This is a genomic window from Rhodococcus sp. MALMAid1271 (assembly GCF_049195265.1).
Taxonomy (GTDB): Bacteria; Actinomycetota; Actinomycetes; order Mycobacteriales; family Mycobacteriaceae; genus Rhodococcoides.
Genome location: NZ_JBMIRQ010000108.1, coordinates 199,818 through 226,014, shown reverse-complemented (window position 1 = coordinate 226,014; position 26,197 = coordinate 199,818). Strand labels below are relative to the sequence as shown.

General features: G+C 64.6%; 25 protein-coding genes. 15 read left to right on the top strand and 10 right to left on the bottom strand.

Annotated elements, in window-relative coordinates; genetic code table 11:
• Positions 1 to 169 precede the first annotated feature (169 nt).
• Genes ACOQFP_RS18940 through ACOQFP_RS18925 form a run of 4 tightly spaced genes read left to right on the top strand, consistent with a single transcriptional unit; the run spans position 170 to position 6,778 of the window.
• Positions 170 to 2,125 (top strand): hypothetical protein, encoded by a 1,956-nt coding sequence (locus ACOQFP_RS18940; RefSeq protein ID WP_421585193.1) that lies wholly within the window; start codon positions 170 to 172, stop codon positions 2,123 to 2,125.
• Positions 2,122 to 3,630 (top strand): hypothetical protein, encoded by a 1,509-nt coding sequence (locus ACOQFP_RS18935; protein WP_421585192.1) that lies wholly within the window; start codon positions 2,122 to 2,124, stop codon positions 3,628 to 3,630. The genes ACOQFP_RS18940 and ACOQFP_RS18935 overlap by 4 nt, the downstream gene beginning before the upstream one ends.
• Positions 3,627 to 5,135, top strand: coding sequence for a glycosyltransferase (locus ACOQFP_RS18930; RefSeq protein ID WP_421585190.1), 1,509 nt, complete (start codon positions 3,627 to 3,629; stop codon positions 5,133 to 5,135). The genes ACOQFP_RS18935 and ACOQFP_RS18930 overlap by 4 nt, the downstream gene beginning before the upstream one ends.
• Positions 5,132 to 6,778 (top strand): ABC transporter, encoded by a 1,647-nt coding sequence (locus ACOQFP_RS18925; RefSeq protein WP_421585189.1) that lies wholly within the window; start codon positions 5,132 to 5,134, stop codon positions 6,776 to 6,778. The genes ACOQFP_RS18930 and ACOQFP_RS18925 overlap by 4 nt, the downstream gene beginning before the upstream one ends.
• A 9-nt stretch (positions 6,779 to 6,787) precedes the next feature.
• Here the strand turns inward: ACOQFP_RS18925 and ACOQFP_RS18920 are convergent, their stop codons facing one another.
• The 4 genes from ACOQFP_RS18920 to ACOQFP_RS18905 all read right to left on the bottom strand — a co-directional run bounded on the left by ACOQFP_RS18920 (position 6,788) and on the right by ACOQFP_RS18905 (position 10,731).
• On the bottom strand, positions 6,788 to 7,516 hold the full coding sequence (locus ACOQFP_RS18920) for an amino acid ABC transporter ATP-binding protein (protein WP_421585188.1): 729 nt from the start codon (positions 7,514 to 7,516) through the stop codon (positions 6,788 to 6,790).
• 1 nt (position 7,517) lies between these two features.
• Positions 7,518 to 9,326 (bottom strand): ABC transporter substrate-binding protein/permease, encoded by a 1,809-nt coding sequence (locus tag ACOQFP_RS18915; protein ID WP_421585187.1) that lies wholly within the window; start codon positions 9,324 to 9,326, stop codon positions 7,518 to 7,520.
• A gap of 77 nt (positions 9,327 to 9,403) precedes the next feature.
• Positions 9,404 to 10,168 (bottom strand): LLM class F420-dependent oxidoreductase, encoded by a 765-nt coding sequence (locus ACOQFP_RS18910; protein ID WP_421585186.1) that lies wholly within the window; start codon positions 10,166 to 10,168, stop codon positions 9,404 to 9,406.
• 53 nt (positions 10,169 to 10,221) lie between these two features.
• A complete protein-coding gene (locus ACOQFP_RS18905) occupies positions 10,222 to 10,731 on the bottom strand; it encodes a TIGR04338 family metallohydrolase (protein WP_421585185.1) in 510 nt (169 codons plus the stop codon).
• A gap of 108 nt (positions 10,732 to 10,839) precedes the next feature.
• Between ACOQFP_RS18905 and ACOQFP_RS18900 the strand changes: the two genes are divergently transcribed.
• From ACOQFP_RS18900 to ACOQFP_RS18880, 5 genes are read left to right on the top strand one after another with little or no spacing between them, the layout of a single operon-like run.
• The gene (locus tag ACOQFP_RS18900; protein ID WP_421585184.1) at positions 10,840 to 11,565 is read left to right on the top strand and encodes an ATP-binding cassette domain-containing protein; all 726 of its coding nucleotides are present in this window, start codon (positions 10,840 to 10,842) and stop codon (positions 11,563 to 11,565) included.
• Positions 11,562 to 12,311, top strand: coding sequence for an ABC transporter ATP-binding protein (locus ACOQFP_RS18895; RefSeq protein ID WP_421585183.1), 750 nt, complete (start codon positions 11,562 to 11,564; stop codon positions 12,309 to 12,311). The genes ACOQFP_RS18900 and ACOQFP_RS18895 overlap by 4 nt, the downstream gene beginning before the upstream one ends.
• Positions 12,312 to 12,328: 17 nt before the next feature.
• Positions 12,329 to 13,810 (top strand): ABC transporter substrate-binding protein, encoded by a 1,482-nt coding sequence (locus tag ACOQFP_RS18890; RefSeq protein WP_421585182.1) that lies wholly within the window; start codon positions 12,329 to 12,331, stop codon positions 13,808 to 13,810.
• A 3-nt stretch (positions 13,811 to 13,813) separates the two neighbouring features.
• Complete coding sequence (locus tag ACOQFP_RS18885) at positions 13,814 to 15,577, top strand: ABC transporter permease subunit (RefSeq protein WP_421585181.1); 1,764 nt, start codon at positions 13,814 to 13,816, stop codon at positions 15,575 to 15,577.
• The gene (locus ACOQFP_RS18880; protein WP_421585180.1) at positions 15,558 to 16,823 is read left to right on the top strand and encodes an MDR family MFS transporter; all 1,266 of its coding nucleotides are present in this window, start codon (positions 15,558 to 15,560) and stop codon (positions 16,821 to 16,823) included. Before ACOQFP_RS18885 ends, ACOQFP_RS18880 begins: the two co-directional genes overlap by 20 nt.
• A 175-nt stretch (positions 16,824 to 16,998) precedes the next feature.
• Here ACOQFP_RS18880 and ACOQFP_RS18875 read toward each other — a convergent pair whose 3' ends face one another.
• Positions 16,999 to 17,316, bottom strand: a complete 318-nt coding sequence (locus tag ACOQFP_RS18875) for a nuclear transport factor 2 family protein (RefSeq protein WP_421585179.1) — start codon at positions 17,314 to 17,316, stop codon at positions 16,999 to 17,001.
• A gap of 70 nt (positions 17,317 to 17,386) precedes the next feature.
• On the opposite strand from ACOQFP_RS18875, the gene ACOQFP_RS18870 reads away from it, so the two are divergent.
• Positions 17,387 to 18,199: a MerR family transcriptional regulator gene (locus ACOQFP_RS18870; RefSeq protein ID WP_421585178.1), complete on the top strand. Its 813-nt coding sequence runs from the start codon at positions 17,387 to 17,389 to the stop codon at positions 18,197 to 18,199.
• Here ACOQFP_RS18870 and ACOQFP_RS18865 read toward each other — a convergent pair whose 3' ends face one another.
• A complete protein-coding gene (locus ACOQFP_RS18865; RefSeq protein WP_421585177.1) occupies positions 18,200 to 19,018 on the bottom strand; it encodes a DUF2786 domain-containing protein in 819 nt (272 codons plus the stop codon).
• Between the two features lie 186 nt (positions 19,019 to 19,204).
• Between ACOQFP_RS18865 and ACOQFP_RS18860 the strand changes: the two genes are divergently transcribed.
• From ACOQFP_RS18860 to ACOQFP_RS18845, 4 genes are read left to right on the top strand one after another with little or no spacing between them, the layout of a single operon-like run.
• Complete coding sequence (locus ACOQFP_RS18860; protein WP_206486827.1) at positions 19,205 to 20,485, top strand: ABC transporter substrate-binding protein; 1,281 nt, start codon at positions 19,205 to 19,207, stop codon at positions 20,483 to 20,485.
• A 14-nt stretch (positions 20,486 to 20,499) separates the two neighbouring features.
• Positions 20,500 to 21,546 carry a carbohydrate ABC transporter permease gene (locus tag ACOQFP_RS18855; protein ID WP_421585175.1) on the top strand — a complete coding sequence of 349 codons (1,047 nt, stop codon included), beginning with the start codon at positions 20,500 to 20,502 and terminating at the stop codon, positions 21,544 to 21,546.
• Complete coding sequence (locus ACOQFP_RS18850; protein WP_206486829.1) at positions 21,543 to 22,364, top strand: carbohydrate ABC transporter permease; 822 nt, start codon at positions 21,543 to 21,545, stop codon at positions 22,362 to 22,364. The genes ACOQFP_RS18855 and ACOQFP_RS18850 overlap by 4 nt, the downstream gene beginning before the upstream one ends.
• On the top strand, positions 22,361 to 22,534 hold the full coding sequence (locus ACOQFP_RS18845; protein ID WP_206486830.1) for a hypothetical protein: 174 nt from the start codon (positions 22,361 to 22,363) through the stop codon (positions 22,532 to 22,534). Before ACOQFP_RS18850 ends, ACOQFP_RS18845 begins: the two co-directional genes overlap by 4 nt.
• A 79-nt stretch (positions 22,535 to 22,613) precedes the next feature.
• Here ACOQFP_RS18845 and ACOQFP_RS18840 read toward each other — a convergent pair whose 3' ends face one another.
• Positions 22,614 to 23,495 (bottom strand): LysR family transcriptional regulator, encoded by an 882-nt coding sequence (locus tag ACOQFP_RS18840; RefSeq protein ID WP_421585174.1) that lies wholly within the window; start codon positions 23,493 to 23,495, stop codon positions 22,614 to 22,616.
• Positions 23,486 to 23,905, bottom strand: a complete 420-nt coding sequence (locus ACOQFP_RS18835) for an MmcQ/YjbR family DNA-binding protein (RefSeq protein WP_421585173.1) — start codon at positions 23,903 to 23,905, stop codon at positions 23,486 to 23,488. Before ACOQFP_RS18835 ends, ACOQFP_RS18840 begins: the two co-directional genes overlap by 10 nt.
• 103 nt (positions 23,906 to 24,008) lie before the next feature.
• Between ACOQFP_RS18835 and ACOQFP_RS18830 the strand changes: the two genes are divergently transcribed.
• Positions 24,009 to 24,359 carry a nuclear transport factor 2 family protein gene (locus tag ACOQFP_RS18830; protein WP_206486834.1) on the top strand — a complete coding sequence of 117 codons (351 nt, stop codon included), beginning with the start codon at positions 24,009 to 24,011 and terminating at the stop codon, positions 24,357 to 24,359.
• Positions 24,360 to 24,458: 99 nt separating this feature from the next.
• Here the strand turns inward: ACOQFP_RS18830 and ACOQFP_RS18825 are convergent, their stop codons facing one another.
• Both ACOQFP_RS18825 and ACOQFP_RS18820 read right to left on the bottom strand, forming a co-directional pair.
• Positions 24,459 to 25,541, bottom strand: a complete 1,083-nt coding sequence (locus tag ACOQFP_RS18825; RefSeq protein ID WP_206486835.1) for an inositol-3-phosphate synthase — start codon at positions 25,539 to 25,541, stop codon at positions 24,459 to 24,461.
• Positions 25,534 to 26,124, bottom strand: a complete 591-nt coding sequence (locus ACOQFP_RS18820; protein ID WP_206486836.1) for a PadR family transcriptional regulator — start codon at positions 26,122 to 26,124, stop codon at positions 25,534 to 25,536. Before ACOQFP_RS18820 ends, ACOQFP_RS18825 begins: the two co-directional genes overlap by 8 nt.
• Positions 26,125 to 26,197: the final 73 nt, after the last annotated feature.

The following is a 26,197-nucleotide window of genomic DNA, read 5'->3' as shown; positions in this document are numbered from 1 at the left end:
GCAGTTGGTTTACTCCCGAGCGAAATAGCCGGACGGTTTCATTTCTGTGCAGCAAGGGGAATGGTGCAGTGAAACTCACGCTATTGTCCGAGTGTCAGTTCGAGAAGAGAAGGTTGGTCAATTCCCTATGCGGACCGAGCGTGTTGTTCCCTGTGCAGCTCTTCTTCTCGTGACGCTCGTGCTGTCGGCTTCGGTGGCCTCGGCGCAGCCGAGCGATCCGGAGCGACCACAGTCCTCGGACACCGCCGAGCCCGATCGCTTCACGTTCGCGCAGCTGGGTCTCGGCGACTCCACCACCATCGACCTGACCGGACCGCGTACGCGGGTGACCGTGCCATCACCCGCCGGTTCCGTGCCCGCAATGCTGACGGGAGTGCTGACCACGCCCGCCTGGCTCGACCGCGGCTGGGTCGATGTCGAATCCGGCGGACGGCCAATTGCCCGCATTTCCCTCGACAACGCCGCGTCGACGACTCCGGTCTCGATTCCACTCGATGCTGCACCGACCGTCGACGGGGCGATCGGCCTCGATCTGATTCCCTCGCTGATACCCGACGATCGGTTCTGCCCGGATCCGGACGCCGGTGCGGTTCGACTGATCGATGCAACAGTCGACTATCGCGGCGAACCGACCGTGCCCTCCACCATCGCGGAGTTCCTCCCGGCCGTGCTGCGCGCGCTGACGGTGTTCGTTCCAGCCGAGCCGGACCGCGAGACGATCACTGCAGCCACACTTGTCGCGACGTCGGTGGTGCATCACTACGGGTCGCAGCCGGTTCAGGTTCGAGTACAGCCGGACAGTGCACTTCAAGGAGCCGCACCCGACGGTCCGTTCGAGCGGTCGGTCGTGCTGGCCGAGAACTCCGACGCCGGTGCCGAGCTGATCTATCCGGTGGAACCGGCTCCGCCACGGATGTACCTCACCGGGACCGGATCCGACCTGACCGATCAGGCTCGTCTGATCACCAGCAACCTCGCCGATATCGCTGTCGCCACCGCGGCCGTTGCCGGGCCATCTGCACCCAAAGCCCAGCTCGCCCCCGATTCGGCCACACTCGACGAGCTCGGCATCGGAACGGTGACCGGAACGGGCGCCAGGACGGCAACAGCCTCCGTCCCGATCGATCAGACGCGGCTCGGCCGCTCTGCCTCGAATCTGTCCGTGCACCTGATCGGCAGCTACACCCCAGGGGTCGGATCGGTCCGGGCCACCGTGAACGGATCGCCGGTCGCGGTCTGGCCGGCGGAGGAGAGCGGCCGGCTCGACCAGTGGATCGATATTCCGAATTCGGCTCTGTCTCGAATCGACACGCTCGAGGTCTCCGTCGACCATCCGTCGACGACCACCGGTGGCTGCTCGTCCGCAGCCGCTTTCACCGTGACCGTGGACGGTTCGACGCTCGTGCGCTCGGCCGATTCCTCGACACCGGCACCGCTCGGTATGCGGTCGATACCGCAGGCACTGATGCCGCAGTTCGATATTGCCCTCACCGACGAGTCCTACGCCGGTGCCGTCCGGGCGGTCACGATGGTGGCCGGACTGCAGCGTTTGTCCAGTCGGCCACTCCTGCCCGAGGTCGTGTCCATGGATCGAGCTCTCGACGGTTCGACCCCGGCAGTGGTGATTGCACCGGTGGCAGATCTCCCGGACGCGATGACCCTGCCGCTGTCCTCGTACGACGAGACGACCTTCCGTATCAACGACCCCGAGAACGACACCGAGGCAACCGAACTCACCGTAGACACCGCCCAACCCTTCGCAACCCTCCAAGTGACATCGGTGCAGAACAAGGCCGTCGTCGTTGCGTCGTGGAACTCGGCACCCGAGACGGTGGACACGATGCTGGCGTGGCTCGACGCCGACCCCGCCCGATGGTTCGCACTCGACGGCGACATCCTGTTCGCCGCGCCGAACACCGACCCCGTCTCGTTGTCCAGCTCGGTTCTGTCGGGGGCCGCGGACTCCGCTGCCGCCACCGAAGACGGGAGCTCCGACCGTTCGACGGCAGCGCTCGTCGGTGCGGGCCTGGTCGTCCTGGCTCTCGCGGTGGCGGCCGCCCTCGTGTTCGCGATTCGATCGCGCCGTTCAGCGCGCGCTCCCAGTCGGCACACCGGCGCACAATGACCGTGGCCACCGAGCCGACGCAGGCGCTCGCTCGCTGGAAGCAGTCACGCCACCCGGCCGGCATTCTGACGGTGCGCTGGGTGGTTCTCCTCGGCGGAGTCGCCCTCGCGTTCTTCCCGACCTGGGTGCGTTTGGCGCAGGAGTCGGCGGACGGCGCGATCACCGCGTACATCTTCGTGCTTCCGCTGCTTGCTGTCGTGGCGGCGCAAGGCGTAGCCCGTCGACGAGCCGACGAGTTGCCGATCCACGATCGCCAGACCGACAACATCGTCGGCGGCATCTTCTTGCTGATCTCGTTCGCGGTCAAGGCGCTGTGGCTGCCTCGATACGCCGATCAGTACGAACTCTCGCACCTGGACGTGCTTGCAGCATTGACCTTCTTCTTCGGTGGTTCCATCCTGATGTTCGGTCTTCGGCCGGTCGGCCGTTTCTGGTCGGTCTGGCTACTGCTGATCGCCCTGAGTCCGTTGGGTTATCGACTCGTCGCTGTCGGACTCGGCGGCAGCCGATTGGCCTACGCCTCGGTGATGGTGCTGTTGGCGGGCGTCGCGGGCGCTATCGCCGTCGGCCGAACAGCACGCCGGGGGTGGCTTGGTTTCGGATGCACGGTCCTGACCGGACTACTCGTCGCAGAGATCATGCTGCAACTGTCGCCGCAGATCGATATCGTCTGGCTCCAACTCGTTCCGACCGTCGGCGCTGCGGCGGTCACCGGCAGCGTGTTCTATCTCGTTGCCCGTCGTGGCCGATGGGAGCCGCGCCGTCCACATCGTCTTGCTGCCCCATCGGCGAAGTGGTCGCCGAGCTCGGTCCTCGTCGCGGTCGCGGCCGCAGTGGTCCTGTTCTTCATCCCGCTTCCCGACCGTCCTGAACTGCCGACTGTGATGGGGCCGACGGGATCTGTATCGACGCCGTTCGCGGCTCCGGCCGGATTCAGCAGCACCGGAATCGTGGAGTTCGATTGGGTCCGTGCCTTCTTCGGCACCAGGGCCACACTGGTGCGGCAAACCATGCGCGCCGACGAGGGTAATTCGGCGTGGGACGTCCGGGCGCGCCCGCGGACGGTGGTGGTCGATGTGTTGTCCACCACGAATCGGGCCAGTCTTGCCGTGTATCCGGAGAGCACGCTCTACCGTCTGTCCGATACCCGAACGAGTCGTTCGTTGCCCGTGGACCTCGGCCGTGGCGTGACCGGTTCGCTCTACACATCGGTGAGCGACGCTCTGCTGGTGACCTGGACCAAACTGGTATTCGTCTGGCAGCGCGGAGAATTCACTCAGCGAGTGACGATCATCAGCGTCGACAACCACGATGCGGATGCGGCGTTTCCACAACCGATGCCGTCCATGGCGTCGAACCTCGGTACGGCGATCGGTACCTTCCTGCGCGGCAACGCCATTTCCATCGACGGGGACCCGGAGTACAAGGATCGCGAACTGCTGACGAGCTTCGGAAAAGGGCTCGTTCGCGAGCAATGGGATCTCACGAACGGTTCGAGACGATGACCGCAACTCCGGCAGGCCGGAGACCGCATCCGCCGCGGGTCGGTACCGAGTCCGCAGAGTTTCGAGCAGCTGCGCTCGATGACGCCATCAACGGGCTGGCCGACCGAAACCCGTTGGCCTCGGCGGCCGTTGCCTTCGTACCCTGGCAGAAGTACACGGCGATCGGCAGCGCCCTGCTACTGCTTGCGTGCGCGGTCGTCGTCCCCGTCGGGACGCTGCTGGCGGTCACCGTCGTCTGCACCGTCGGATACCTCCTCGCGATGATCGACCGCGTGTTGCTGTTCTCCCGAGGGCTGGACGCATCGGCGATCGTCACGGTCACCGACGAGCAGGCGCTCTCGATCCCCGATGACCTGTTGCCGCTCTATACGATCCTGGTTCCGGCCTACGACGAACCCGAGGTGGTCGGCGATCTCATCGCGGCGATGACCGGCCTGGACTATCCCTCCGAGAAGTTGCAGGTTCTGCTGTTGCTCGAAGAGGACGACGAGGTCACCATCGAAGCGGCAGCGCAGAGCGGCGTCAGTGATCTGGTGGACGTGGTCCTGGTGCCCGCCGGTGATCCACGCACCAAGCCGAAGGCGTGCAACTACGGACTGCATTTCGCGACCGGGACGATCGTGACGATCTTCGATGCCGAGGACCTCCCCGAGAAGCTGCAACTCCGACGCGTCGTGGCCGCCTTCGCCAGGTTGCCGGACACGGTCGCGTGTGTCCAGGCGAAGTTGGCCTTTCACAATGGATCTCAGAACTTGCTCACCGGGTGGTTCACCGCGGACTACGCACTGTGGTTCGGCTACCTACTTCCAGGGTTGATGGCGAGCACGTCACCGATCCCACTCGGTGGAACCTCCAATCATCTGCGCCGCGACGTGATCGACCAAGTAGGTGCCTGGGACGGCTTCAATGTCACCGAGGACGCAGATCTCGGTGTGCGCATCGCAGCATCCGGCTACTCGACGGCCGTGCTGGACTCCACGACTCTCGAGGAGGCCAACAGCGATCCGATCAACTGGGTGCGCCAGCGGTCCCGCTGGTACAAGGGATACCTGCAGACCTGGCTGGTGCATATGCGCAGGCCGATGGTGACCGTTCGTGCCCTCGGCCCGGTCGGCACCTATCGCTTCACCTTGCTCCTTGCCGGGACGCCCGTCACCGCCTGCATCAACATGATTTTCTGGTTCACCACGGCGGCATGGATTCTCGGCCAGCCCGGGTTGATCGCTCAGCTCTTTCCGCCGTACATCTACTACTTCTCGCTGTTGTCACTGGTGGTCGGCAACATCGCCACGGTCTACATGTATCTGATCGCCAGTAGGGAGAGCGACAACGCCTACCTCCTGGTTCCGAGCCTGACGATGCCGCTGTACTGGGTGATGATGAGTGTGGCATCCATCAAGGGCTGCTGGCAGCTCGTGCGCAACCCGTCGTACTGGGAGAAGACCTTTCACGGGTTGTCCGGGCCTGCGGTAGCTGCCGAGCCGGCCGAGGACGAAGCCACATGAGCTCGCGGGCACCGTGGATCGTGTTCGGCAGTGCTCTGGCGGGATACCTGGCCGTCGGCATCACGCTGAGCCTGCGTTTCGGCTTCATCCTGGGCGACGCGCTCTCGCGTACCGCAGCGGCGCAGGCGGTGCTGCTCAGCCGTGATCCGCACGTATCGGCGATCGGCTTCATCTTCACCCCGTTGACCGGCCTGGCCCAACTCCCCATGGTTGCGTTCGCGTCGTGGTGGCCGGCGATCACCCGGTGGAACATCTCCGGCATCACCGTTTCTGCGGCGTTCATGGCCGGTGCCGTGGTGATGGTGCACGGCATCTGCCGCGATCGCGGACTGCCCGGTCGATACAGGATCCTGATCACCGTCGTGTTCGCGATCAACCCGATGATCGTCTTCTACGGTGCCAACGGGATGAGCGAGGCAGGCTTCCTGTTCCTGCTCTGTTGGGCCGTGAGGAGATTGATTCGCTGGGTCGGCACCGACGACGTCCACGATCTGCTGCTGGCCGGTATTGCGCTGGGCCTGGCCTTCCTGGCCCGCTACGAGGGCGTGGTCCCCATCGCGCTGGCAGCGGTGCTGGTGGCGGTCGTCACCGCATGTCGCCGGGGACGCGAGCACTGGAAAGACATGCGGCGCAGAGCTGTTCTCGATGCCGTGCTCATCTCCGGCCCGGGGACGGCGATGTTCCTGGTGTGGATCACCACCAGTTGGTTGATCACCGGTGAGGCGCTCGCCCAATTGTCGTCGAGCTACGGAAACACCGCGATTCTGACGCAGTCCGGTGGGGCGAGCGGTGATCTGGTGCAGACCACCGCGTTCTCACTCGGTGCCTTCATCGCATTGGGGCCGACGTTGCTGGTGACATTTCCGCTCGCGGTGGTACTGGCCACGCGTCGGCGAGATCTCGAGTTCGTGGTGGCTCCCTTGCTGTTCGGCGGCGTGCTGGCGTTCCAGGCCGGCAGCTACATCACCGGCTCGACCTTCGGATTCCTGCGGTTCTTCATCTGTGCCATTCCGCTGGCCGCCGTCGTCGTCGTGCAGTTGTTTCCCGCAGCGGGGGATCTGCCGACCCGGCGCGCAGGCGCATACCGCAGACATCGTCCGTCGTGCCCGCCGATGCGTACCGCGGCGGCAGTGGCCGCGGCGGTACTGTGCGTATCCGCGCTGCCGGTCACGGCCTGGGCGATGCTGCAGCCCTCGTTGTCCAGTCAGCAGTACGCCCTCGGCTACCTGCTCGCGGGGGATCCCTCCGCGGCCGACTCGGAGGCCACGACGGCACGGCGAGTGATCGACTCCTTCGCCACCGAAAGGGAACTCGCGGCGTATCTCGACGGACAGGCACTTCCCGACGGTTCGATACTGGTCGACTCCGTCTACGGATTCGCCGTTCTGGCCGCTTCGGAGTATCCGAGACGCTTCGTGATTCCATCGGATCTGGACTTCACACAGATCCTCAACGATCCAGCGGCGGCCGGGGTTCGGTACCTGTTGACGGTGCCCAACGAAGGGCGCGGAGTATCGGATGCCATCAACCGGCGATACCCCACGATCTACGACAACGGTGCGCAGCTGTACCCGTTGGAACTCGAGGTACCCAACACCGGTGCCGACCAACCGGATTGGCGTCTGTACCGGGTGCCCTCCTGAGGAAGTTCCTCAGAGCACCTGGGAAAGGAACGTTTTGAGTCGATCGGTGTGCGGATCGTCGAACAACTGCTCCGGCGTTCCGGTTTCGACTGCGCTGCCGTGGTCCATGAACAGCACCTTGTTCGACACCGATCGCGCGAAGCCCATTTCGTGGGTCACCACGACCATGGTCATGCCGCCCTGTGCGAGGTCGGCCATCAGCGCCAACACGCCCTTGACCAGCTCGGGATCGAGCGCGGAGGTCGCCTCGTCGAAGAACATCACCTCCGGCTTCATCGCGAGTGCGCGGGCGATGGCCACGCGCTGCTGCTGTCCACCGGAGAGGTTGCCCGGCCGCGAATCAGCCTTGTCGGCCAAGCCGACCAGCTCGAGTTGCTCCAGCGCCGCAGCTCGCGCCGAGTCCTTGGACAGACCGAGCAACTTGTGTGGACCGAGCGCGATGTTGTCGGCGACGCTCTTGTGCGGGAACAGGTTGAACTGCTGGAACACCATGCCGATGCGCTGACGCAGCACGTCCGGGTTGTCCTTCAGGACCGACTTGCCGTCGAGCAGGATGTCACCCTGTTCCGGCTCGTGCAGTCGATTGAGAGCCCGCAGCAAGGTGGACTTGCCCGAGCCCGAGGGCCCGATGACCGTCGTCGTCGTTCCTGCCGGAACGTCGATGCTCACCCCGCGCAACACCTTGTTGGTGCCGAACGAGAGATGAATGTCCCTGCCTTGCAATGAAACAGAACTCATGTCAGCCTCTTTCCACGACGGTAGCCTGCTCCACCGGGTCCAGCGTTTGCTCGGCCTTACCGGTGCGCAATCGCTTGTCGATGTAGTTCACAAGATGGGTGAGCGGCACGGTCAACGCGAGATAGAACAGTCCCGCCGCGACGAGTGGCGACAGGTTTCCGGTCTGTGCGTTGAGGTCTCGGCCGACTGCGAACAGTTCACGCTGGGTGGCGAGCAGTCCGAGGAAGTAGATCAACGACGAGTCCTTGATCAGTGAGATGAACTGGTTCATCAGCGCAGGCAGCACGCGTCTGACACCCTGGGGAACGACCACGAGGTTCATCGAGCGACGACGGCTGAAGCCCAGTGCCCGTGCGGCTTCCATCTGCCCGGCCTCCACGCTCTGGATGCCGGATCGGAAGATCTCACCGATGTACGCCGCGGCCAGCAGCGACAGTGCCGCCGCACCCAGCCAGTACGGATTGCCTCCGGTCACACTCTGCACCACCGGACCGATGCCGAGCCCGATGATCAGAATGACCACCACCGCGGGCAACCCGCGGAAGATGTCGGTGTACACCCGGGCGGGCCAGCGTAGCCATCGCGTGCGAGACAGACCGGCCAAGGCCAGCAACATGCCCAGCACAGTGCCGATGATGCCCGACGCCAATGCCAGAATCAGCGTGTTCGGCAGGCCCACCCGGAGCAGGTCGGGGATGGCCGCCTTGTACAGCGACCAGTCGAAGAACGTGTCGCCGAGTTGAGCGAGGGTCGACTTCTGTTGCGGAGCAACCGCTTCGGTGGAATTCGAGTCGTTCTCGGCCGCAATGGCGGCGAAGTCCGGCAGTGTCGGCTCGGGGGCGGCCTTGCTGCCCGGCTCGAAGCCCTCGGGCAACTCGCGAGGAACCCAGTCTGAGTACAGGTTTGCCCAGGTGCCGTCTGCGATCACCGCGTCGAGACCGGAGTTCAAGGCGTCGATCAGCGGTTGATTGTCGCGGGCGACGGCCCAGCCGATGAAGTTGTTCAGCGAGAACGTGTTCTGCGTGATCGCGGTCCCGTCCTCGGCCTTGACCAAACCCTCGGCCTGCTGCGACGGAGCCACCCATGCGTCGATCTGACCGGTACGCAGATTGGCGTACGCGGTGTTGTAGTCAGGGAATTTCACGGGGTCCAGGCCGAGGGTGTTCACCACGTAGTCGTCCTGCACAGTGCCCTGAACGACGCCGATTCTGGTGCTAGCGTTCAGATCCTCGAACGTGGTGATCGGACCGCCGGCAGTGGCCACGAGGGAGAAGTAGCCGAAGTCGTAACCGTTGGTGAACCCGACGGTGTTGCGGCGCTCGTCCGTCGTCGTGATCGAGGACGATCCGACGTCGAAGCGGTGCCCGGCGACCTGGGCGAGCAGACCCGAGAACTCGGTGCCCGAGAAGTTGATCTGCAGCCCCAGTTTCGCGGCGACGGCCTTCAACAGTTCGTTGTCGTATCCGGTGTACTGGCCGGATGCATCCAAGCAGATGCTGGGCGGGGCGTCGGACAGGGTGCCGACGGTCAGCACCCCCGGCGTCACCAAGCCCAGTGTGCTCGTGTCGATCCGGTCCAGCGGGGTGACGTTCGCCGTCGTGTACTTGTCCTCTGTTGCCGCGGCACCGGCGGCGTCGAAGTTCGTCGGTGTGGACGAGGCGCTGTCGACTCCCGGAGGTGAGCACAGGTCGGTCGGACCTGCGGACGCCTGATCGTCGGAGGAGGACGTGCCACACGATGCGAGTGTGAGAGCCATCAACAGTCCGAGAACGAGAACCACGAGCGCGCGTGAAGCGCGTACGGCAACCATGGACGAAACCCTAAGCGGACCGGGGCCCACTCACCCAAACGACCGTCACGCAAGGGTTTCGCTCATCGAACTGGCTACTACTTGTGTGTGTCCCGCCACGCGATGGCCTGATTCAGTTCGGTCAGGTCGTACTCGGGGCCGTTGACGCCGACGGTGAACAGGGTGGCTCCGGCGTCGACGAAATCCGCAGCAGTGTCGGCCCCCGGCCACGAGACCGATCTGGTGATGACCGAGACGTCGCGGCCGACGGTGGTGCCGTGCTCGGCGAGGATCTCCGACTTGCGCTTCAACGCCTCGAGATCGGCGAAGCTGTGCCAGATGTGTGCGTACTCGGCCACCATTTTCAGTGTCTTCTTCTCGCCGCCTCCGCCGATGAGGATCGGGATGTCGCGGGTGGGTGCCGGGTTGCCGACGTCGAGGCGATGCCTGATTCTGGCGAGGCTCTCTTTCAGCAATGCCAGACGGGAACCTGCTGTGCCGAATTCGTAGCCGAAGTTCTCGTAGTCCTTCTCGTTCCAGCCGGCACCGATTCCGAGGATCAATCGACCGCCGCTGATGTGGTCGACGGTGCGCGCCATATCGGCCAGCAGGTCGGGGTTGCGGTAGCCGCCGCCGGTGACGAGGGCACCGATTTCGACGTTCGAGGTCTGCTCGGCCCAGGCACCGAGCATGGTCCAACACTCGAAATGCGCACCGTCGAGATCGCCGTACAGCGGGTAGAAGTGGTCCCAGTTGAAGACGATGTCGACGCCCGCGTCCTCCGAGCGCAGCACCGCGTCACGGATCAACTGGTAGTCGGGTGCGTGCTGGGGCTGAAGCTGAACACCGATCTTGACGGTCATGCGCGTCTCCTCGTCGAGTGGGCTGTCTCTCCCATGATGCACCTCACTCGGAGTCAGCCGATTCGGACGCCGCTCTCGGCCATCGTGGCCCGCAGGACGAAGGCCGCCTCGGAGCCGACGATCTCACCGACGAGGGTGATGTAGCGATCGACGAATGCGCCGCCGTGCTGCGGCTCGACCTCGTCTCCGAAGTGGTGTGCCAGCTCGTGCAACACCACCAGTTCGCGTAACGCCCACGCGGTGTTTCCGCGATGCAGTGGCACGGCAATGGTGGCGGTGTCGCGTTCGTAGTGGGCCGCGCCCGCACCCGACCGAGCCCGGACGGTGATCGTGCGGCCTGCATCGGGCCACATTGCTCTGACCCAGTCCAGAGCCAGCACTGCATCGACATACCGCTGGACCGACTCGAGTGAGGCGAATTTGCGCTCTATCGGCAGCGTGATCTGCGAGCCCGCTACGTGCACGACGCGGATGTCGCGTTCCTCGGCGCGGTCGAACATGGTGCGCACCCAGTGTTCGGCGTCGTACACCGCCGATCGCTGTGCATCCCTCGCCTTGCCCACACAGTCAGCTTAAGGGGGCGAAGTTGTGCCGATTGTCCGACTCGCCTACTGTCCTATCGACAACGGTTGTCGAAGTCATTGCCATTTTCTATGTGTTCAGGAGTTTCCGTGCTCGTCGTCGATGACCTCAGCATCGATGCCGGCCGCACCCGCATCGTCGATCACGCCTGCTTCGAGATCCCTGATGGACGACGCCTCGGCCTGCTGGGGGCGTCGGGATCGGGTAAGTCGCTGATCGCATCCGCCCTCGTCGGGCAGCTGCCCCCGGGTATCACCTGCACCGGCCGTGTCCTCGTCGACGGTCACGAGGTCGCCGGAGTTCCGACACCTCGGCGTCCACGTTCAGCCCGTCCGGCAATGGTTTTCCAGGATTCGGCAACGGCCCTGAATCCGATGGTCACCGTCGGGCGGCAGCTGCGCACACCGGACGCACCCGCGCTGCTCGAGCGAGTCGGACTGCGAGATTCCGCCCGCATCCTGGCCTCGCATCCACTCGAACTCTCGGGCGGGCAGCGCCAACGTGTCTGTATTGCATTGGCATTGGCCCGCGAGAGTTCACTGGTGATCGCGGACGAGCCGACAACCGCCCTGGACGTGATCAGTCAGGCTCGCGTGCTCGATGCGCTTCGTGAGGCGGCGTCGCTGCTGTTCATCACCCACGACATCGCCGTCGCCGCGCACCTGTGCGACCACCTGCTGATCATCGATTCCGGCCGCATAATCGAATCCGGTTCCACCGCAACGGTGCTCGACAACCCCGTATCGGATCGAACGAGACGGATGATCGACGCGGCCCGGGCGGCAGATCCGTTCCGTCAGGTGGTCATGCGATGACTGCGGGCCTCGTGTGCTCGAACGTCACCCGGCGGCACGACCTCCACGGCTCCGCGCGAACCGCAGTGGACGGCGTGAGCGTCGCCCTGTCCCCGAGCGGTCGGATCGGCCTGGTGGGTGAGTCCGGTTCGGGAAAAACAACTCTGCTTCGGGTGCTGTTGGCTTTGACCGAGGTCAGTGGCGGGACCGTCCAACTCGACGGTCGCACAGTGCGTCCCGGTTCGACGCGATCGTTGCGGTGGTTTCGGCGGCGGGTGCAGTACGTGCCGCAGGACCCCGCGACCAGCCTCGATCCGCGCCGCAGTGTGCTGGACTCGGTGGCGACGCCGTTGCGCCTGCTCGGCGTCGACGGCGATCATCGAGCCAAGGCGAGCGCCGCACTGACGGCCGTCGGACTGGATGCGCGGTACCTGGAACGTCGACCCACCGAACTGTCCGGCGGCCAGAATCAGCGGGTCGCCATTGCCCGAGCGCTCGCGTGCGAACCGCAGTATCTCCTGGCGGACGAGCCGGTCAGTGGGCTCGACCCGGACCTGCGAGAACAGATCCTCTCGGTGCTGGCAGCGCTGCCGAGCGCCGTTCTGATGGTCAGCCACGACCTGTCCGCCGTGGTGCGGCTGTGCACCGAAGTCCTGATGATGCACGACGGCCGGATCATCGAAACCGGAAGTGCTCAGGGCATTCTCACCGAACCACAACACGAACACACCCGAGACCTGATCGACGCCATCCCCCGGCTTGCATGAAACCCACAGGAGTTGTCTTGACCACGAACACCTTTCGCCTCGGCGCGCTGGCGGCAGTAGGAACATTGACCCTCACCGCCTGCTTCTCCTCCGGAGCGGCCTCCGGCGACACCGAGAACCGCGCGCGCGTGGCGATGCTGCAACCGCCGCGCTCGGGACTGTCGCAGTTCAGCGACGACGCCTTCAAACTCTCACGATGGTCGACAGCCGAAACTCTGATCACCCTCGACGACCTCGGCGACGCCGAACCCGGTCTCGCCACCGGCTGGAATCGCGTCGACGATCGCACCTGGAGCTTCGACCTCCGACCCGACGTCAGATTCCACAACGGGACGCCACTCGATGCTTCCGCAGTCGTCACCGCGCTCACCGCAGCCACCACGTCCGCGCCCAAACCGCGCATCCTCGACGGCGTCGAGCTGACCGTCTCCGCCACCGACGACGACACCGTAGCCGTCTCCACCAAAGACATCGATCCGCTGGTGCCACAGCGACTGTCGAGCCCGCAGCTGTCCATCCTTGCCCCCGAGGCGTACTCCGGCGGCGGCAGCGACCCCGTCGGCACCGGCACCGGGCCCTTCGTCCTCACCGCCGTGGACGGCACCTCCGGGGCCACCCTCGATCGCAACGACGACTACTGGGGCGAACCGGCGAAACTCTCGGGCATCGATGTCGATTTCGTGCCCGACGGAACCGCCCGCGCTGCCGCGCTACGCAACGGGACCGCCGATGTGGTGGAGGCCATTCCGGTCTCGCAAGCCGACAACATCGACCGATCGCTGGTGCACGAGGTGCCGATGCCGCGCACCAACACCCTGTACCTGAACACGGCGTCCGGCGTGTTCCGCGACCCGGCCATGCGCGCCGTCGCCCGAGAGGCGGTGGACGAGGATCGTCTGGTCGACCAGGTCTACGAGGGCCGGGCCGACATCGCGAACGGTCTGCTCGGACCAGCGCTGCCCTGGGCCGCGGATCGCCCCGCACGCACCGAAACCCCAGCGGGCGATGCCACCGGCAAGACGATCACGTTGGCCACCTTCACCGACCGGGCCGAACTCCCCGAGGTCGCGGTACTGCTGCAGCAGGAACTCGAAGCGAAGGGCTTCGTCGTCAACCAGGTGGTGCGGGAGTATCAGTTCATCGAAACCGATGCGCTCAGTGGCGCATTCGATGCCTTCATCCTCTCCCGCGCAACGGTGCTCGATTCCGGCGATCCGGTGGCGTACATGTATTCCGACTTCGCCTGCGACGGGTCGTTCAACATCTCCCAGTTCTGCGACCCGCAGGTGGACGCAGCTCTGGACGACGCCTCGGCAACCGAGCCGGGGAACGAGCGCCGCGCCGCGATCCTCGCCGCCGAGAAGCTGATTCTCGAACGCGATGCCGCCATCCCGATGCTGCACGAGCGCGTCGTTCAAGGTGAATCCGAGGCCATCACCGGTGTCGCACGGGACCCGCGGGAGCGGATACTCATCACCAACCAGACCTCCTTCGAGTAATCGATGCGAACAACCGCCTCACGTCTGCTCGCGGTCTGTGGGGTCGTATTCGTGGTCGGGATGCTGCCGTGGTTGTCCAATCGCGATCCCGCACTGAGCATTCTGCGGGCTCGTTCGGCCGAGCAGGAGCCGACCCCGGAGGCCCTCGACGCGATTCGACGCGATCTGGGCCTCGACGCAGGCCCGATCCGGATGTTCTGGGACTGGCTCACCGGGATCGCGTCGGGCAATCCCGGAACGTCCTGGAACACCGGAAAACCGGTACTTCCCGGGGCACTCGACGCATTGGCGGTATCGCTGACGCTGATGGGTTTCGCAATGGCGGTTGCGATCCTGACGGCCGGATTGGTGGTGCTGCCCAGCATGCGTGCCGGATTGCGCGGTACCCCCAAGCGCACCGCGGGCGGTGTCGCGGCCGCGCTCACCTCGTTGCCGGAGTTCCTACTCGCCTCGGTACTCGTTGTGCTCGGCGCGGTCTGGCTGTCGTTCCCTGCCTACGGCTGGAACGGCCCCGAGTACGCAGTGCTGCCTGCACTTGCTCTCGGACTTCCAGCCGGAGGGTTGATCGGGCGGTTGCTCGCCGACGCCGTCGCCGTCACGTTCACCGAGGGATGGGTCACCACGTGGACCGTCGCCGGATTCACCCGAGCGCAGATCGCCGCCGCGGTGTTGCGCCGAGCCCTCACCGGCATCGCGTCGCAGATCGGACTGATCATGGTGGCCATCACCGGTGGCGCGGTCGCCGTCGAAAAGGTTTTCGCCATACCGGGATTGGGGCGCACCACCCTCGGTGATGCGCAATCGCAGGACCTGCCGGCCCTGCAGATCGACATCCTGCTCCTGCTGGCCGTCAGTGCAGCCCTCGGCATCGCGGCCGAACTCGTCCGGCGCCTGCTGCTGGGCAGCGCGCTGCGCGAGAAGGCCATGCCGATCCCGGCCGGGGTCTTCCACCGGTCACCGCGACGCTGGGTGGTGCCGAGTGCCGCAGCATCGGTGCTGGTGATCGTCGTCCTCGTCGGTCTTCCGCGGGACGGGCAGGTGACGAGGCGAGAGAAGTTCGCCGCACCCTCCCTGACCCACCTCTTCGGCACGGACGCCTCGGGGCGGGATCTGTTGGCCAGGGTCGCCGACGGTGCGCTGCGCTCGATCGGGTTGTCCCTCGCCGTGACTGTTGCGGCACTGTTCGTCGGGGTGCTGTTGGGACTGGCACCGAAAGCGTCGCGGGGTTTGGTCGAGGTCACCAACGCGGCACCTCCCGTGGTGACCGGCATCCTCATCGCCGCCGTCTGGGGACCGTCGGCGGGCGGTGCCGCCGTCGCCGTACTGATCGTGACGTGGGCTCCGCTGGCCGCGCACACCGCCGCGCTCGTCGAGGAGGCTCGGGCGCGGCCGTACATTTCGATCCTGCCGACGCTCGGTGCCAGCAATGCGCGCATTCTGTTCGGCTCCATCGTGCCCAGCGTCCTTCCGGTAGTACTGCGGCACGCCATGATTCGACTGCCCGGTGTTGCACTGGCTCTTGCGGCGCTCGGTTTCCTCGGTCTCGGTCCGCAGCCGCCCACGGCAGATTGGGGCTTGATCCTGTCCGACGGGGTATCCGCCGTCGAACGCGCGCCCTGGGTGACGGCGGCTCCGCTCGCATCGCTGATCGCGCTCGCTGTTCTCGCGGTATCGCTCTCCGCGGCCACCTCGGGGCAGACGCGACAGGTACCGTCATCGAGACAGTCGACGCGGGAGGACGCAGTACATGAGCACGAGAACCGATGAATCGCCGACGCGATGGCGGTGGTCGTTTCTCGTCGATCTGAGGCGGGCCACTCCCACCGTCCGGCTGCTCGTACTCACCCAGATGACCTTCAACATCGGCTTTTTCATGGTGTTGCCGTACCTGTCCGTGCATCTGACGAGCGATCTCGGCCTCGGGGCCGCGCTCGTCGGGGTGGTCCTCGGAATCAGGACCTTCTCGCAGCAGGGACTGTTCTTCGTCGGTGGCACCCTCGCCGATCGGTGGGGTATCAAACCGGTCGTCCTCGTCGGCTGTGTGTTGCGGGTGCTGGGATTTCTCGGATTGGCGGTGTTCGATTCTCTTGCCGGCGTCCTGGCGGCCACCGTGCTGGTGGGATTTGCGGCGGCATTGTTCTCTCCCGCAGTCGAATCCGCCGTAGCGATCGAAGCAGGCAAGAGCGAACGTGACGGCGGGCCGACGCGGGTGGAGTCGTTCGCGCTGCTCTCGGTGTGCAGTCAGATCGGCTCGTTCACCGGCCCCCTCGTCGGATCGATGTTGCTGCTGGCCGACTTTCGCGTCGCGTGCCTGGTCGCTGCCGCGATCTTCGTCCTGGTCATCCTCGCCCACGCGGTGTGGTTGCCGCGCGAACCCGGTGAGCATCGTGACGACCCCTGGCTTTCGGGCTGGACCGACGTGGTGCGCAACAGAACCTTCGTGCTGTTCGCCGTGGCGATGAGCGCGCAACTGGTGGCCTACAACCAGCTGTATCTGCTGCTTCCCCTCGAAGTGGAGCGCGCCTGGGGATCGCAGACGGTGCTCGGTTGGTTTTTCGCGATCTCGGCAGTACTGGTGGTCTCGACCCAAATGCCGATCACCCGACGCATCGCGAATGTGGCACCACGCATCACGCTTCCCGTCGGATTCGCCGTCATGGCAGCATCTTTCGTCCTGGTGGCGGTCTTCAGTCCCTTGGAGTTGGAAGGCCTGGTCGGGTTGATCCCGGCCGCACTGTTCGTGCTCCTGCTCGCGCTGGGACAAATGATCGCCATGCCCCAGGCCAGGGATCTGGTGCCGCGGATGGCAGCCGAACGTCGACTGGGGTCCTACTACGGCTTCATGGCCTCGCTCGGCGGCATCGGAGTCCTCATCGGATCCATCGCCCTCGGTGCCGTCATCGATGCCTCACCCGACACGGGCTGGGGTGCGGCCATCCCATGGCTGGTCGCTGCGCTGTTCCCCATCGCCAGTGTTCTCGGTCTTCGCGTGGTGCTCGCCCGCCTCGACTGAGTGCCGCCCGGTTTCCCCCGCCGCCAGGCCCGGTTTCCCCCGCCCCGCCCCGGTTTCCCCTGCCCCCGCCCCGCAAACGCGCGCGCGTTCGTCATACGCGCGCAGATTCGCTCTCGATTCGGGGCGATTCCGCGCGCACCTGGCAAGTGCGCGCGCGTTTGTGACCCGCCGCGGGCTACACCCTGATGCGCAGCACCGAGATCCGCCCGTCCTCAGCTGTCTCGAAGTAGTAGCTCAGGTTCACCGGGCTGCCGGGAAAGTCACCCGAGATCTCCGCCGTCGCCACCCGTCCGGGCCCAGATTCGACGGTGGAGAGCACGTCGTAGTGCACCTGCGGCACCTCGGTTCGCCAGCGACGGATCTCGTCGATGCCGTGGTGCTCGCGCCCTTCATCCTCGACGACGGCGTCGGGTGTGAACTGGGCGAAGTAGGGCTCGGAGTCCGCCAGGGTTGCGAGCTCGAAGTAGCGTTCGATGATCTGTGATTCGTTCATGAACTCAGCGTCACCCCTCCCCCAGAGGGAGAGTCCAGTCTCCCCCAGGGGGAGGGGTCAGAATGTCGACATGAACGGATTGCTGACGATCGGCGAGTTCTCCCGCATCACGCACCTGTCGGTGAAGACGCTGCGGCGCTATCACGAGTCCGGTCTGCTCGAGCCTGCGACAGTCGACGGATTTTCCGGCTACCGGTACTACTGCACAGATCAGGTCGCGACCGCGCAGATCATCAGCCGATTTCGAGGCATGCAGATGCCCGAGCGTGAGGTGCGGGCGATCGTGCACACCCCGGACCCCGACGCACGAGCCCGGTTGATCACCGAACATCTGGCCCGACTCGAGCGTCAGTTGGATGACACTCGATCTGCGGTGACTGCGCTGCGTCGCCTACTCGATCCAACCCCGTCGAACATCGAGGTTCGACGCGTTCTCACCCAACAGTGTTCTGTAGCAGCGATGTCCGAGGTGGTCGATGCGTCCGATGTGCTGGGGTGGTACTCCGATGCGATGGCCGAGATCGACTCCGCGGTTCCCGAAACCACCGGACCGCCGGGTGGTCTGTACGACAACGAGTTGTTCACGGAGGGTCGCGGTGTCATGACTGTGTACGTACCCACCACAGATGTGCCGTCAAGCAACAGGATTCGACCGATGACGCTGCCACCCACAGAGCTTGCGGTCACAGTCCATGATGGCCCGCACGACGATATCGATGTCACGTACGGCGCACTCGGGGTGTATGTCGAAACAAATGGCTTGGCGATCGCGGGTCCGGTACAGGAGGTCTACGCCGTCGGTCCGCGCGATACCGAGAACTCGACGCTGTGGCGCACGGAAATCGGGTGGCCGGTGTTCGCGGCATCACCGAACAGTCAATAGTCAGCGACCCAGCTGCCTGCTTGCTCCGTCGATTTCGGCGTGTGCGCCGATCTTCGCGTTTCGCCCGGCACGATCTCCGGCCTTACGGGCTCCCTCCGAGTACCCGGCGTTCGCGCTCTGACTCCGCCAGTGTCCGCGGGCCGTCGATGTCTGTCGGTAGTAGTCACGGAGCTCGATCTCTTTGTTGCGCAGCACCAGCGCCGTCCCTGCCCCCTGCTGCTCCTGTTCGATCGCCTTGGCTTCGGTCTCCTTCTTGACCTCGCTCAGTCGTACACCGATGCGCGACGCGAATGCGGTCTGAAAGTTCAGCCGCGCGGTCACGGCAGCGACGGGAACTTCCTCGCGTCGTGTGTAGCGTCGGCGATTCTTGACCTCGGTCACGGTTCGGATCGCGGTCTCCGATTTGTAGGCACCGGATTTGATGTACGCATCCGATGCTCGCACCATCTGGATGAGCAGGGAGGAGTAGAGCGCCTCGGTGGTCTCGATGTCGGAGTCGAAACCGTAGGCGAACACCTGCGTCGATGATCGGGCGACATCGCACTGAACGTCGTTGGCGTGTGCGATGGACACGAACAACTGCACGTAGGTCTTGAGCCCGCGCTTGCCCGGCTCTCCGATGGGGATCACCTTCTGGCTCGGCGTGGCCTGGCGCTCCCGTGATGCGCTGTGCGAGCGCGCCACCGCGAGATCGACCGATGCCGACGTGGCCAACCGCTGAGCCGCCTCCATGAAGGCCTCGGCCTCGTGTGGATTGTCGGTGGACTCGGCCTGGCGCAACAACCCGCCGATCCGCGTCAGCATCTTGTCCGAACTCATGAGCGAGAGGCTACCGGCAGCCTCCGACGTGTCCGGGTTGACCGATTCAGGAACGCGATAATGGCCACGGTGGGGTGAGTTGTGTGCCACAGTACGCAGCGACATATGTGTCGGGGGGTTCGTTGCACGTTTCTGCATGCTGATCTCCGGGCGCATACAACCGCGTAGAAGTAGTGGAGAGAACACATGGCGTCTTTGATCACGAAGGTGGCGGTGGTTGCAACGGCGGCCACGCTGCTGACGCTCACCGGATGTTCGAGCGACAGCGGAACGAGCGGCGATTCCGGTGGCGCATCCGAATCCGCCGACGGCCGCGGGCCCATCACGTACGTCGAGGGCAAGGACACCACCGAGACCGGGGTCGTCCAGCAGATCGTGGCGGAGTGGAACTCCACCCACCCGGATGAGCAGGTCACCTTCAAGGAGCAGTCCAACGACGCCGATCAGGCGCACGACGACTTCGTCCAGCAGCTCCAGGCTCAGCAGAGCAACTACGACGTGATGGCGCTCGACGTCATCTGGACCGCAGAGTTCGCGGCGAAAGGCTGGCTCGTGCCGCTCGAGGGCGAGTTCGCCCTCGACAACTCGGGCATTCTGCCCGCGACCGTCGCCAGCGCCACGTACAACGGCAAGCAGTACGCCGCACCGAAGAACACCAACGGTGGCCTGCTGTTCTACCGCAGCGATCTGATCCCCGAGGCCCCGACCACCTGGTCCGAGCTGACCGAAGACTGCCAGGTCGCGACCGAGAACAACATCGATTGCTACGCCGGACAGTTCGCGTCCTACGAGGGCTTGACCGTCAACGCGTCGGAGATCATCAACGCCTACGGCGGATCGTTCGTCGCCGAGGACGGTAAGACCCCCACCGTCGACAGCCCCGAGGCCAAGGCCGGACTGCAGACTCTGGTCACCGCCTTCGAGACCGGCGTCATCCCGGCCCAGGACACCACGTTCAAGGAGCCCGAGAGCCAGCAGGCCTTCGAGGACGGCAAGGTTCTGTTCCTGCGCAACTGGCCGTACGTCTACGGCACCGCCTCCCAGGAAGGCTCCGAGGTGGTGGGCAAGTACTCCGTCGCACCGCTTCCCGGATCGACCGGCGTCGGAACCTCGACGCTCGGCGGCTACAACGCCGCGATCAGCGCGTACTCCGAGCACAAGGCAACTGCTGCCGACTTCCTGCGGTTCCTGCAGAGTGAGCAGGCTCAGCGCATCATCGCCGAGGGTGCACTGCCGCCCGTCCTGTCCTCGCTGTACGACGATCCCACGCTGATCGCAGAGATGCCGTACCTTCCCGCGTTGAAGTCGTCCATCGAGAACGCAATTCCGCGTCCCGTCACTCCGTTCTACCCGGCTGTGTCGAAGGCTGTGCAGGACAACGTTTTTGCTGCCATCAAGGGCGAGAAGAACGTGGATCAGGCGATCTCTGACATGCAGGCCGGTATCGAAACCGCCGGCGCCAACTGATATCGGGAGAACCAATGGCTGTACCTGCTGGGAAAACCAGTGGGGCCGGCGCAACCACCGCGGCCGGGGGCTCGTCCCCCGGCCGCGGTCGGCATGTGCGGTCCAAGAACAAGCGATTCGGCCTGACGCCGGGTAGGGCTTGGCTGCTGATCGCACCGACGTTGGTGATCCTCGCGATCGTCATCGTCTACCCAGTGATCCGAGCGCTGGTGATGTCTTTCTCCAAGGATCCCGGTCTCGACCCCGATACCGGAATGTTCGTCTCGGGTGGCTCAGCAGGTTTCGACAACTACTTGCACTGGATCCTGCAACAGTGCACCTCGGCGTCGGGCACATTGGTGCCCTGCCCGCCGGGGACGCTCGGGTCCCAGTTCTGGGGCGCAGTCGGGAACACCGCGTTCTTCACCGTCGTGACGGTGTCCATCGAGGTGGTCATCGGCTTCGGTATGGCAGTGATCATGGGCAAGACCTTCGCTGGACGCGCTCTGCTGCGCGCCGCGATCCTGATCCCCTGGGCCATCCCCACAGCGGTCACCGCCAAGCTGTGGTACTTCATCTTCGCGTACGACGGCATCGCCAATCGCCTTCTGGGAACGAACATTCTGTGGACCGGCGACGCGTGGCCCGCGCGATTCGCAGTCATCATCGCCGACGTATGGAAGACGACGCCGTTCATGGCGCTGCTGATACTGGCCGGTCTGCAGATGATTCCCGCCGACGTCTACGAGGCGGCGCGGGTCGACGGCGCATCGGCGTGGCAGCGCTTCACCAAGATCACGTTGCCACTGGTCAAGCCTGCGCTGATGGTGGCGATTCTGTTTCGCACGATGGATGCGCTGCGCATGTACGACCTGCCGGCCATCCTCACCGAGGGCAACCCCGCGACGCGCACCGTGTCGATCCTGGTGGTCGAGCAGATCCGGCAGGGCTTCAACAGTGCTGCCTCGCTGTCGACGATCTCGTTCGTCATGATCTTCGTCGTGGCGTTCATCCTGGTTAAATTCCTCGGTGCCAATGCCGTTGCCACGCAGGAGGATCAGCGTAAGGGGGCCGGTCGATGAAGCAGGCCCGCATCTATCTCGGTGTCGTCGTCATCCTCGTCTGGGGCTTGGCACCGTTCTATTGGATGGTCGTCACCGCGTTCCGTGACCCGCGCTACACCTTCGATACGACGCCGTGGCCGACGCATGTCACGTGGGAGAACTTCGACAACGCTCTCTCGACCGCGAACGGCAACAATTTCCTTCGGGCGGTCGGTAACAGTCTCATCGTGGGCGGAGCGACGACTCTGATCGCGTTGGTGATCGGTATCTTCACCGCGTATGCACTCTCGCGCATCGACTTTCGTTTCAAGTACGTGGTGACAGGCGTCATTCTCGGAGCCTCGATGTTCCCGGTCGTGGCGTTGGTGACTCCGCTGTTCCAGTTCTTCACCAATATCGGCTGGATCGGCGGCTACCAGGCGATGATCATTCCGAACATCTCTTTCGTCCTGCCTCTGACGATCTACACGCTGGCGGCATTTTTTGCCGAATTGCCCTGGGAGCTGGAAGAAGCCGCACGAATCGACGGGGCCGGACGCTTCCAGGCGTTCCGTCTGGTGATGTTGCCACTGGCTGCGCCTGCCTTGTTCACCACCGCCATCCTCGCCTTCATCGCGGCCGTGAACGAATACTTGCTCGCAAGTCAGCTCTCGAGCGACAAGACCGAGCCGGTGACAGTGGCCATTGCTCGATTCTCCGGTAACGACCCACACGTGGTGCCGTATGCGGCGATCATGGCAGCGGGAACGATCGTTGCCATTCCGCTGGTGATCATGGTGCTGCTGTTCCAGCGCCGAATCATCTCCGGCCTCACCGCTGGTGGTGTCAAGTCGTGACGGCGCAGGATCATCTCCAGTTGCTGGCAGGCATTCTGGGTTTCTTTGCGCTCGTAGCGCTCGGCTTTGCCGTCGCCGGGATCATCGGAGGTGATCCCGGCGTGGTGCCGTCGGTGGCCCTGCTCGGTCTGCTCGTCGCATTGTGGTTCACGGTCAAGAGGATTCGCTGAGGCTCGGCATGGTGTCGGAACAGCCTGCCGTCGACCGGCCCCGCAGCGTCGAACGCGTCGGCAGGCTTCGGTGTCTCGATCAGGCCAATCCGAAGGCCCTCTGCGCCATCGACACCAATCTCGCCGACGCGGCGCTCGGGTTCGGTGCCCAGACGAGAGCCAGCAGGGCCGACGTAGTCGAGTCCGTCAGTTCCACAGCGGTCAACCGATTCCGGTAGGCACCGAGCATCGATGCGCTGAGGATTGCGACGCCGACACCGCGAGCAGCGAGATCTGCAACAGCGTCCGGAGCGCTGGCCTCCAACGCGATCGACGGGGTGATCCCGACGCCGCCGCAGTCGCGATCGAACACCGTCCGCACTCCTGTGCCCACGGGAAGGGAGACGATGGGGTATTCGTTGACCTGCTCGAGCGTCACCCGTTTCTGTGACACCAGCGGATGCTCAGGCGGTACGGCTGCAACGATCCGCTCATCGATCACCACCATCGACGTCAGTCCGTCGGGGGCACGGGCTGCGACGCCGACGAGCGCGAGATCGAGCACCCCGGTGCGGACTTTGTCGACCAGCGAGTCCGAATTGCCCTCCTGCAGAGAAAGTTCGATGCCGGGATGTCTCGAATGGAACCCCGCCAACGCGTCGAACAATTGTGGGACGGTGCATGCGGTGACCATGCCGACTCGCAGCGATCCGCGCAGAAGCCCAGTGACGTCGTCGACGGATTGTCGAACCGAACCTGCTGCCGCGAGAGTCGCCCGCGCTTGGGCCAGCGCGGCCTGGCCCGCGGTGGTCAATGTTGCTGTGCCGCCTGATCTGTCGATCAGTTCGGCACCGAGTTCGCGTTCGAGGGCGCGGATCTGGGCGCTGACACCGGATTGGCTGATGTGCACTCGGGCTGCGGCGCGGGTGAAGTTTGCTTCTTCCGCGACGGCGACGAAGTACTCGAGCTGTCTCAATTCCACTGCTGAACACCGATATTCGGGCCTTCGCCGGCGTCGAGGCGTGCCACGGCACGCCTCGGGGCGGTGACGCGGTAGCTGCAGTCGATCAACTCTGCCGCCTCGGCCCAGACATCGTCGTCGGCATCGGAGAGATCGAAGCCCACCCAACCGGCCGGTCCGAGGTAGGCGGGGTGGAAGTAGCGGGGTTCGAGCTCGCAGGCGCGCTGCTCCTCGGCGTTCTCGCATTTGACGAGAATCGACAGGTCGTACTGCTCGCCGCCCTTGACGCCACCGCCGAAGTAGACGAACACCGAGGCCGTGCGGAAGGTCGGCCGGCCATGGGAGATCTTTTCGGAGACCTGGGGATAGGCGAACGCGAGCGCGCGGACGCGTTCGAGGCAGGGATGCTTCGAGGTGGGGTCGATGGCCACCCACACAGGGTAGCGCTACACGCTGCGACTATCAGCAAAAGTTGTAGAGCCGATCTGAACCAGCTGTTGGACTTCTGGCGACGCGGGTTCGAGACTCGATGTCATGACACAGACACCGAAAGACATTGCAGCGACCTACTTCGAGGCCTGGAAAGGCAAGGACTTCGACACATTGGCCTCGATCCTGGACGAGAACGCGACGTTTCGGGGACCACTCGGCACCGCGGCCAGCGGGGCGGAATGCGTGGCCGGGCTGAAAGGAATGTCGCAGATCATCACCGACATCGATATCGCGCACGTGTTCGTGGACGGCGAGAACGTACTGACGTGGTTCGACCTGCACACGTCGATTGCACCGCCCGCGAGCACCGCGAACTGGCAGCGAATCGAGAACGGCAAAATTGTGGAGATCAAGGTGACATTCGATCCGCGAGAGATCCTCGCGGCCGGATAAGCGAACGCCCGCCGGTACTCAATGTGACATTTGGTGGCCTTTTAGGGGGTCAATGTCACATCGAGTGGACCGGCGGGCGTTGTTGCGGGCCCTGCGGGACTACGCGTCGATGATGAACGCTTCGAGCTGCTCACGAGCGACGTCGTCCGCGAGCTGCTTCGGCGGGCTCTTCATCAGGTATGCCGAGGCCGGGATGACCGGTCCACCGATGCCGCGGTCCTTGGCGATCTTGGCGGCGCGCACTGCGTCGATGATGACGCCGGCGGAGTTGGGGGAGTCCCAGACCTCGAGCTTGTATTCGAGGTTGAGGGGAACGTCACCGAAGGCGCGGCCTTCGAGGCGGACGTAGGCCCACTTGCGGTCGTCGAGCCAGCCGACGTGGTCGGACGGTCCGATGTGGACGTCCTTGGCGTTGAACTCCTTCTGGAGGTTCGACGTGACGGCCTGGGTCTTGGAGATCTTCTTGGACTCGAGGCGGGTGCGCTCGAGCATGTTGAGGAAGTCCATGTTGCCGCCGACGTTGAGCTGCATGGTGCGGTCGAGCTGCACGCCGCGGTCTTCGAAGAGCTTGGCCATGACGCGGTGGGTGATGGTGGCTCCGACCTGGCTCTTGATGTCGTCGCCGACGATGGGGACGCCTGCGTCCTCGAACTTCTTGGCCCAGACGGGGTCCGATGCGATGAAGACGGGCAGGGCGTTGACGAAGGCGACGCCTGCGTCGATGGAGGCCTGTGCGTAGAACTTGTCGGCTTCTTCGGATCCGACGGGCAGGTAGGACACGAGCACGTCCACCTTGGCGTCACGCAGGGCCTGCGCTACGTCGACTGCGTCACCGTCGGCCTCGGTGATGGTCTCGCGGTAGTACTTGCCGAGGCCGTCGAGGGTCGGGCCGCGCTGAACGGTCACGTCGGACGGGGGTACGTCGGCGATCTTGATGGTGTTGTTCTCGCTGGAGAAGATGGCCTCGGAGAGATCGAAGCCGACCTTCTTGGCGTCCACGTCGAACGCGGCGACGAACTCGACGTCGCGGACGTGGTACTGGCCGAACGTGACGTGCATGAGGCCGGGAACGTTGGCGTTCTCGTCCGCGTCCTTGTAGTACTCGACACCCTGGACCAAAGATGAGGCGCAGTTGCCCACACCCACGATGGCCACGCGGATTGCGTTGTTGTTCTCACCCATGGTCGGGTTCTCCTTCTGTCTTGACTGTCCTGTTTGGTGCTGTGTTGGACGGTGCTGGGTTGGGGTCGGCCTGCTCGGCTGCGATGACTTCGTTGAGCCACCGCACCTCGCGTTCACTCGATTCGAGACCGAGCTGGTGTAGCTGTCGGGTGTAGCGGTCGAGAGTCCCGTTCGCCTTGGCCACAGCGTCGCGGAGGCCTTCGCGGCGCTCCTCGACCTGGCGACGTCTGCCTTCGAGAATGCGAACCCGAGCTTCTGCCGGGGTACGACTGAAGAAGGCGAGATGTACGCCGAATCCGTCGTCGGTGTAGTTCTGCGGTCCGGTGTCGGCCACCAATTCGGCAAATCGTTCCCTGCCGAGTGGGGTGAGTTCGTACACCCGTTTCGCTCGTCTTTTCACGAGTAAATCGGGCCCGGCGTCCTCGGCGATGAGGCCGTCGTTCTGGAGTCGACGGAGTGCCGGGTACAGCGATCCGTACGAAAACGCTCTGAAAGCACCGAGTAGGCCGGTCAGCCTCTTGCGGAGCTCGTAGCCGTGCATGGGTGATTCGAGAAGCAAACCGAGAATTGCGAGCTCGAGCATGCAACTCCCCCTTCTCGAATCCGGATCGCATCCATGCGATGCGATTGACCACACTATCGAACAATGTATCGCG

Bases quoted from the DNA above. Each gene is read 5' to 3' on its own strand.
- ACOQFP_RS18935 (WP_421585192.1), top strand. From the start codon at position 2,122: ATGACCGTGGCCACCGAGCCGACGCAGGCGCTCGCTCGCTGGAAGCAG.
- ACOQFP_RS18930 (WP_421585190.1), top strand. From the start codon at position 3,627: ATGACCGCAACTCCGGCAGGCCGGAGACCGCATCCGCCGCGGGTCGGT.
- ACOQFP_RS18925 (WP_421585189.1), top strand. From the start codon at position 5,132: ATGAGCTCGCGGGCACCGTGGATCGTGTTCGGCAGTGCTCTGGCGGGA.
- ACOQFP_RS18920 (WP_421585188.1), bottom strand. From the start codon at position 7,516: ATGAGTTCTGTTTCATTGCAAGGCAGGGACATTCATCTCTCGTTCGGC.
- ACOQFP_RS18915 (WP_421585187.1), bottom strand. From the start codon at position 9,326: ATGGTTGCCGTACGCGCTTCACGCGCGCTCGTGGTTCTCGTTCTCGGA.
- ACOQFP_RS18910 (WP_421585186.1), bottom strand. From the start codon at position 10,168: ATGACCGTCAAGATCGGTGTTCAGCTTCAGCCCCAGCACGCACCCGAC.
- ACOQFP_RS18895 (WP_421585183.1), top strand. From the start codon at position 11,562: ATGACTGCGGGCCTCGTGTGCTCGAACGTCACCCGGCGGCACGACCTC.
- ACOQFP_RS18885 (WP_421585181.1), top strand. From the start codon at position 13,814: ATGCGAACAACCGCCTCACGTCTGCTCGCGGTCTGTGGGGTCGTATTC.
- ACOQFP_RS18880 (WP_421585180.1), top strand. From the start codon at position 15,558: ATGAGCACGAGAACCGATGAATCGCCGACGCGATGGCGGTGGTCGTTT.
- ACOQFP_RS18875 (WP_421585179.1), bottom strand. From the start codon at position 17,316: ATGAACGAATCACAGATCATCGAACGCTACTTCGAGCTCGCAACCCTG.
- ACOQFP_RS18870 (WP_421585178.1), top strand. From the start codon at position 17,387: ATGAACGGATTGCTGACGATCGGCGAGTTCTCCCGCATCACGCACCTG.
- ACOQFP_RS18865 (WP_421585177.1), bottom strand. From the start codon at position 19,018: ATGAGTTCGGACAAGATGCTGACGCGGATCGGCGGGTTGTTGCGCCAG.
- ACOQFP_RS18860 (WP_206486827.1), top strand. From the start codon at position 19,205: ATGGCGTCTTTGATCACGAAGGTGGCGGTGGTTGCAACGGCGGCCACG.
- ACOQFP_RS18855 (WP_421585175.1), top strand. From the start codon at position 20,500: ATGGCTGTACCTGCTGGGAAAACCAGTGGGGCCGGCGCAACCACCGCG.
- ACOQFP_RS18850 (WP_206486829.1), top strand. From the start codon at position 21,543: ATGAAGCAGGCCCGCATCTATCTCGGTGTCGTCGTCATCCTCGTCTGG.
- ACOQFP_RS18830 (WP_206486834.1), top strand. From the start codon at position 24,009: ATGACACAGACACCGAAAGACATTGCAGCGACCTACTTCGAGGCCTGG.
- ACOQFP_RS18825 (WP_206486835.1), bottom strand. From the start codon at position 25,541: ATGGGTGAGAACAACAACGCAATCCGCGTGGCCATCGTGGGTGTGGGC.
- ACOQFP_RS18820 (WP_206486836.1), bottom strand. From the start codon at position 26,124: ATGCTCGAGCTCGCAATTCTCGGTTTGCTTCTCGAATCACCCATGCAC.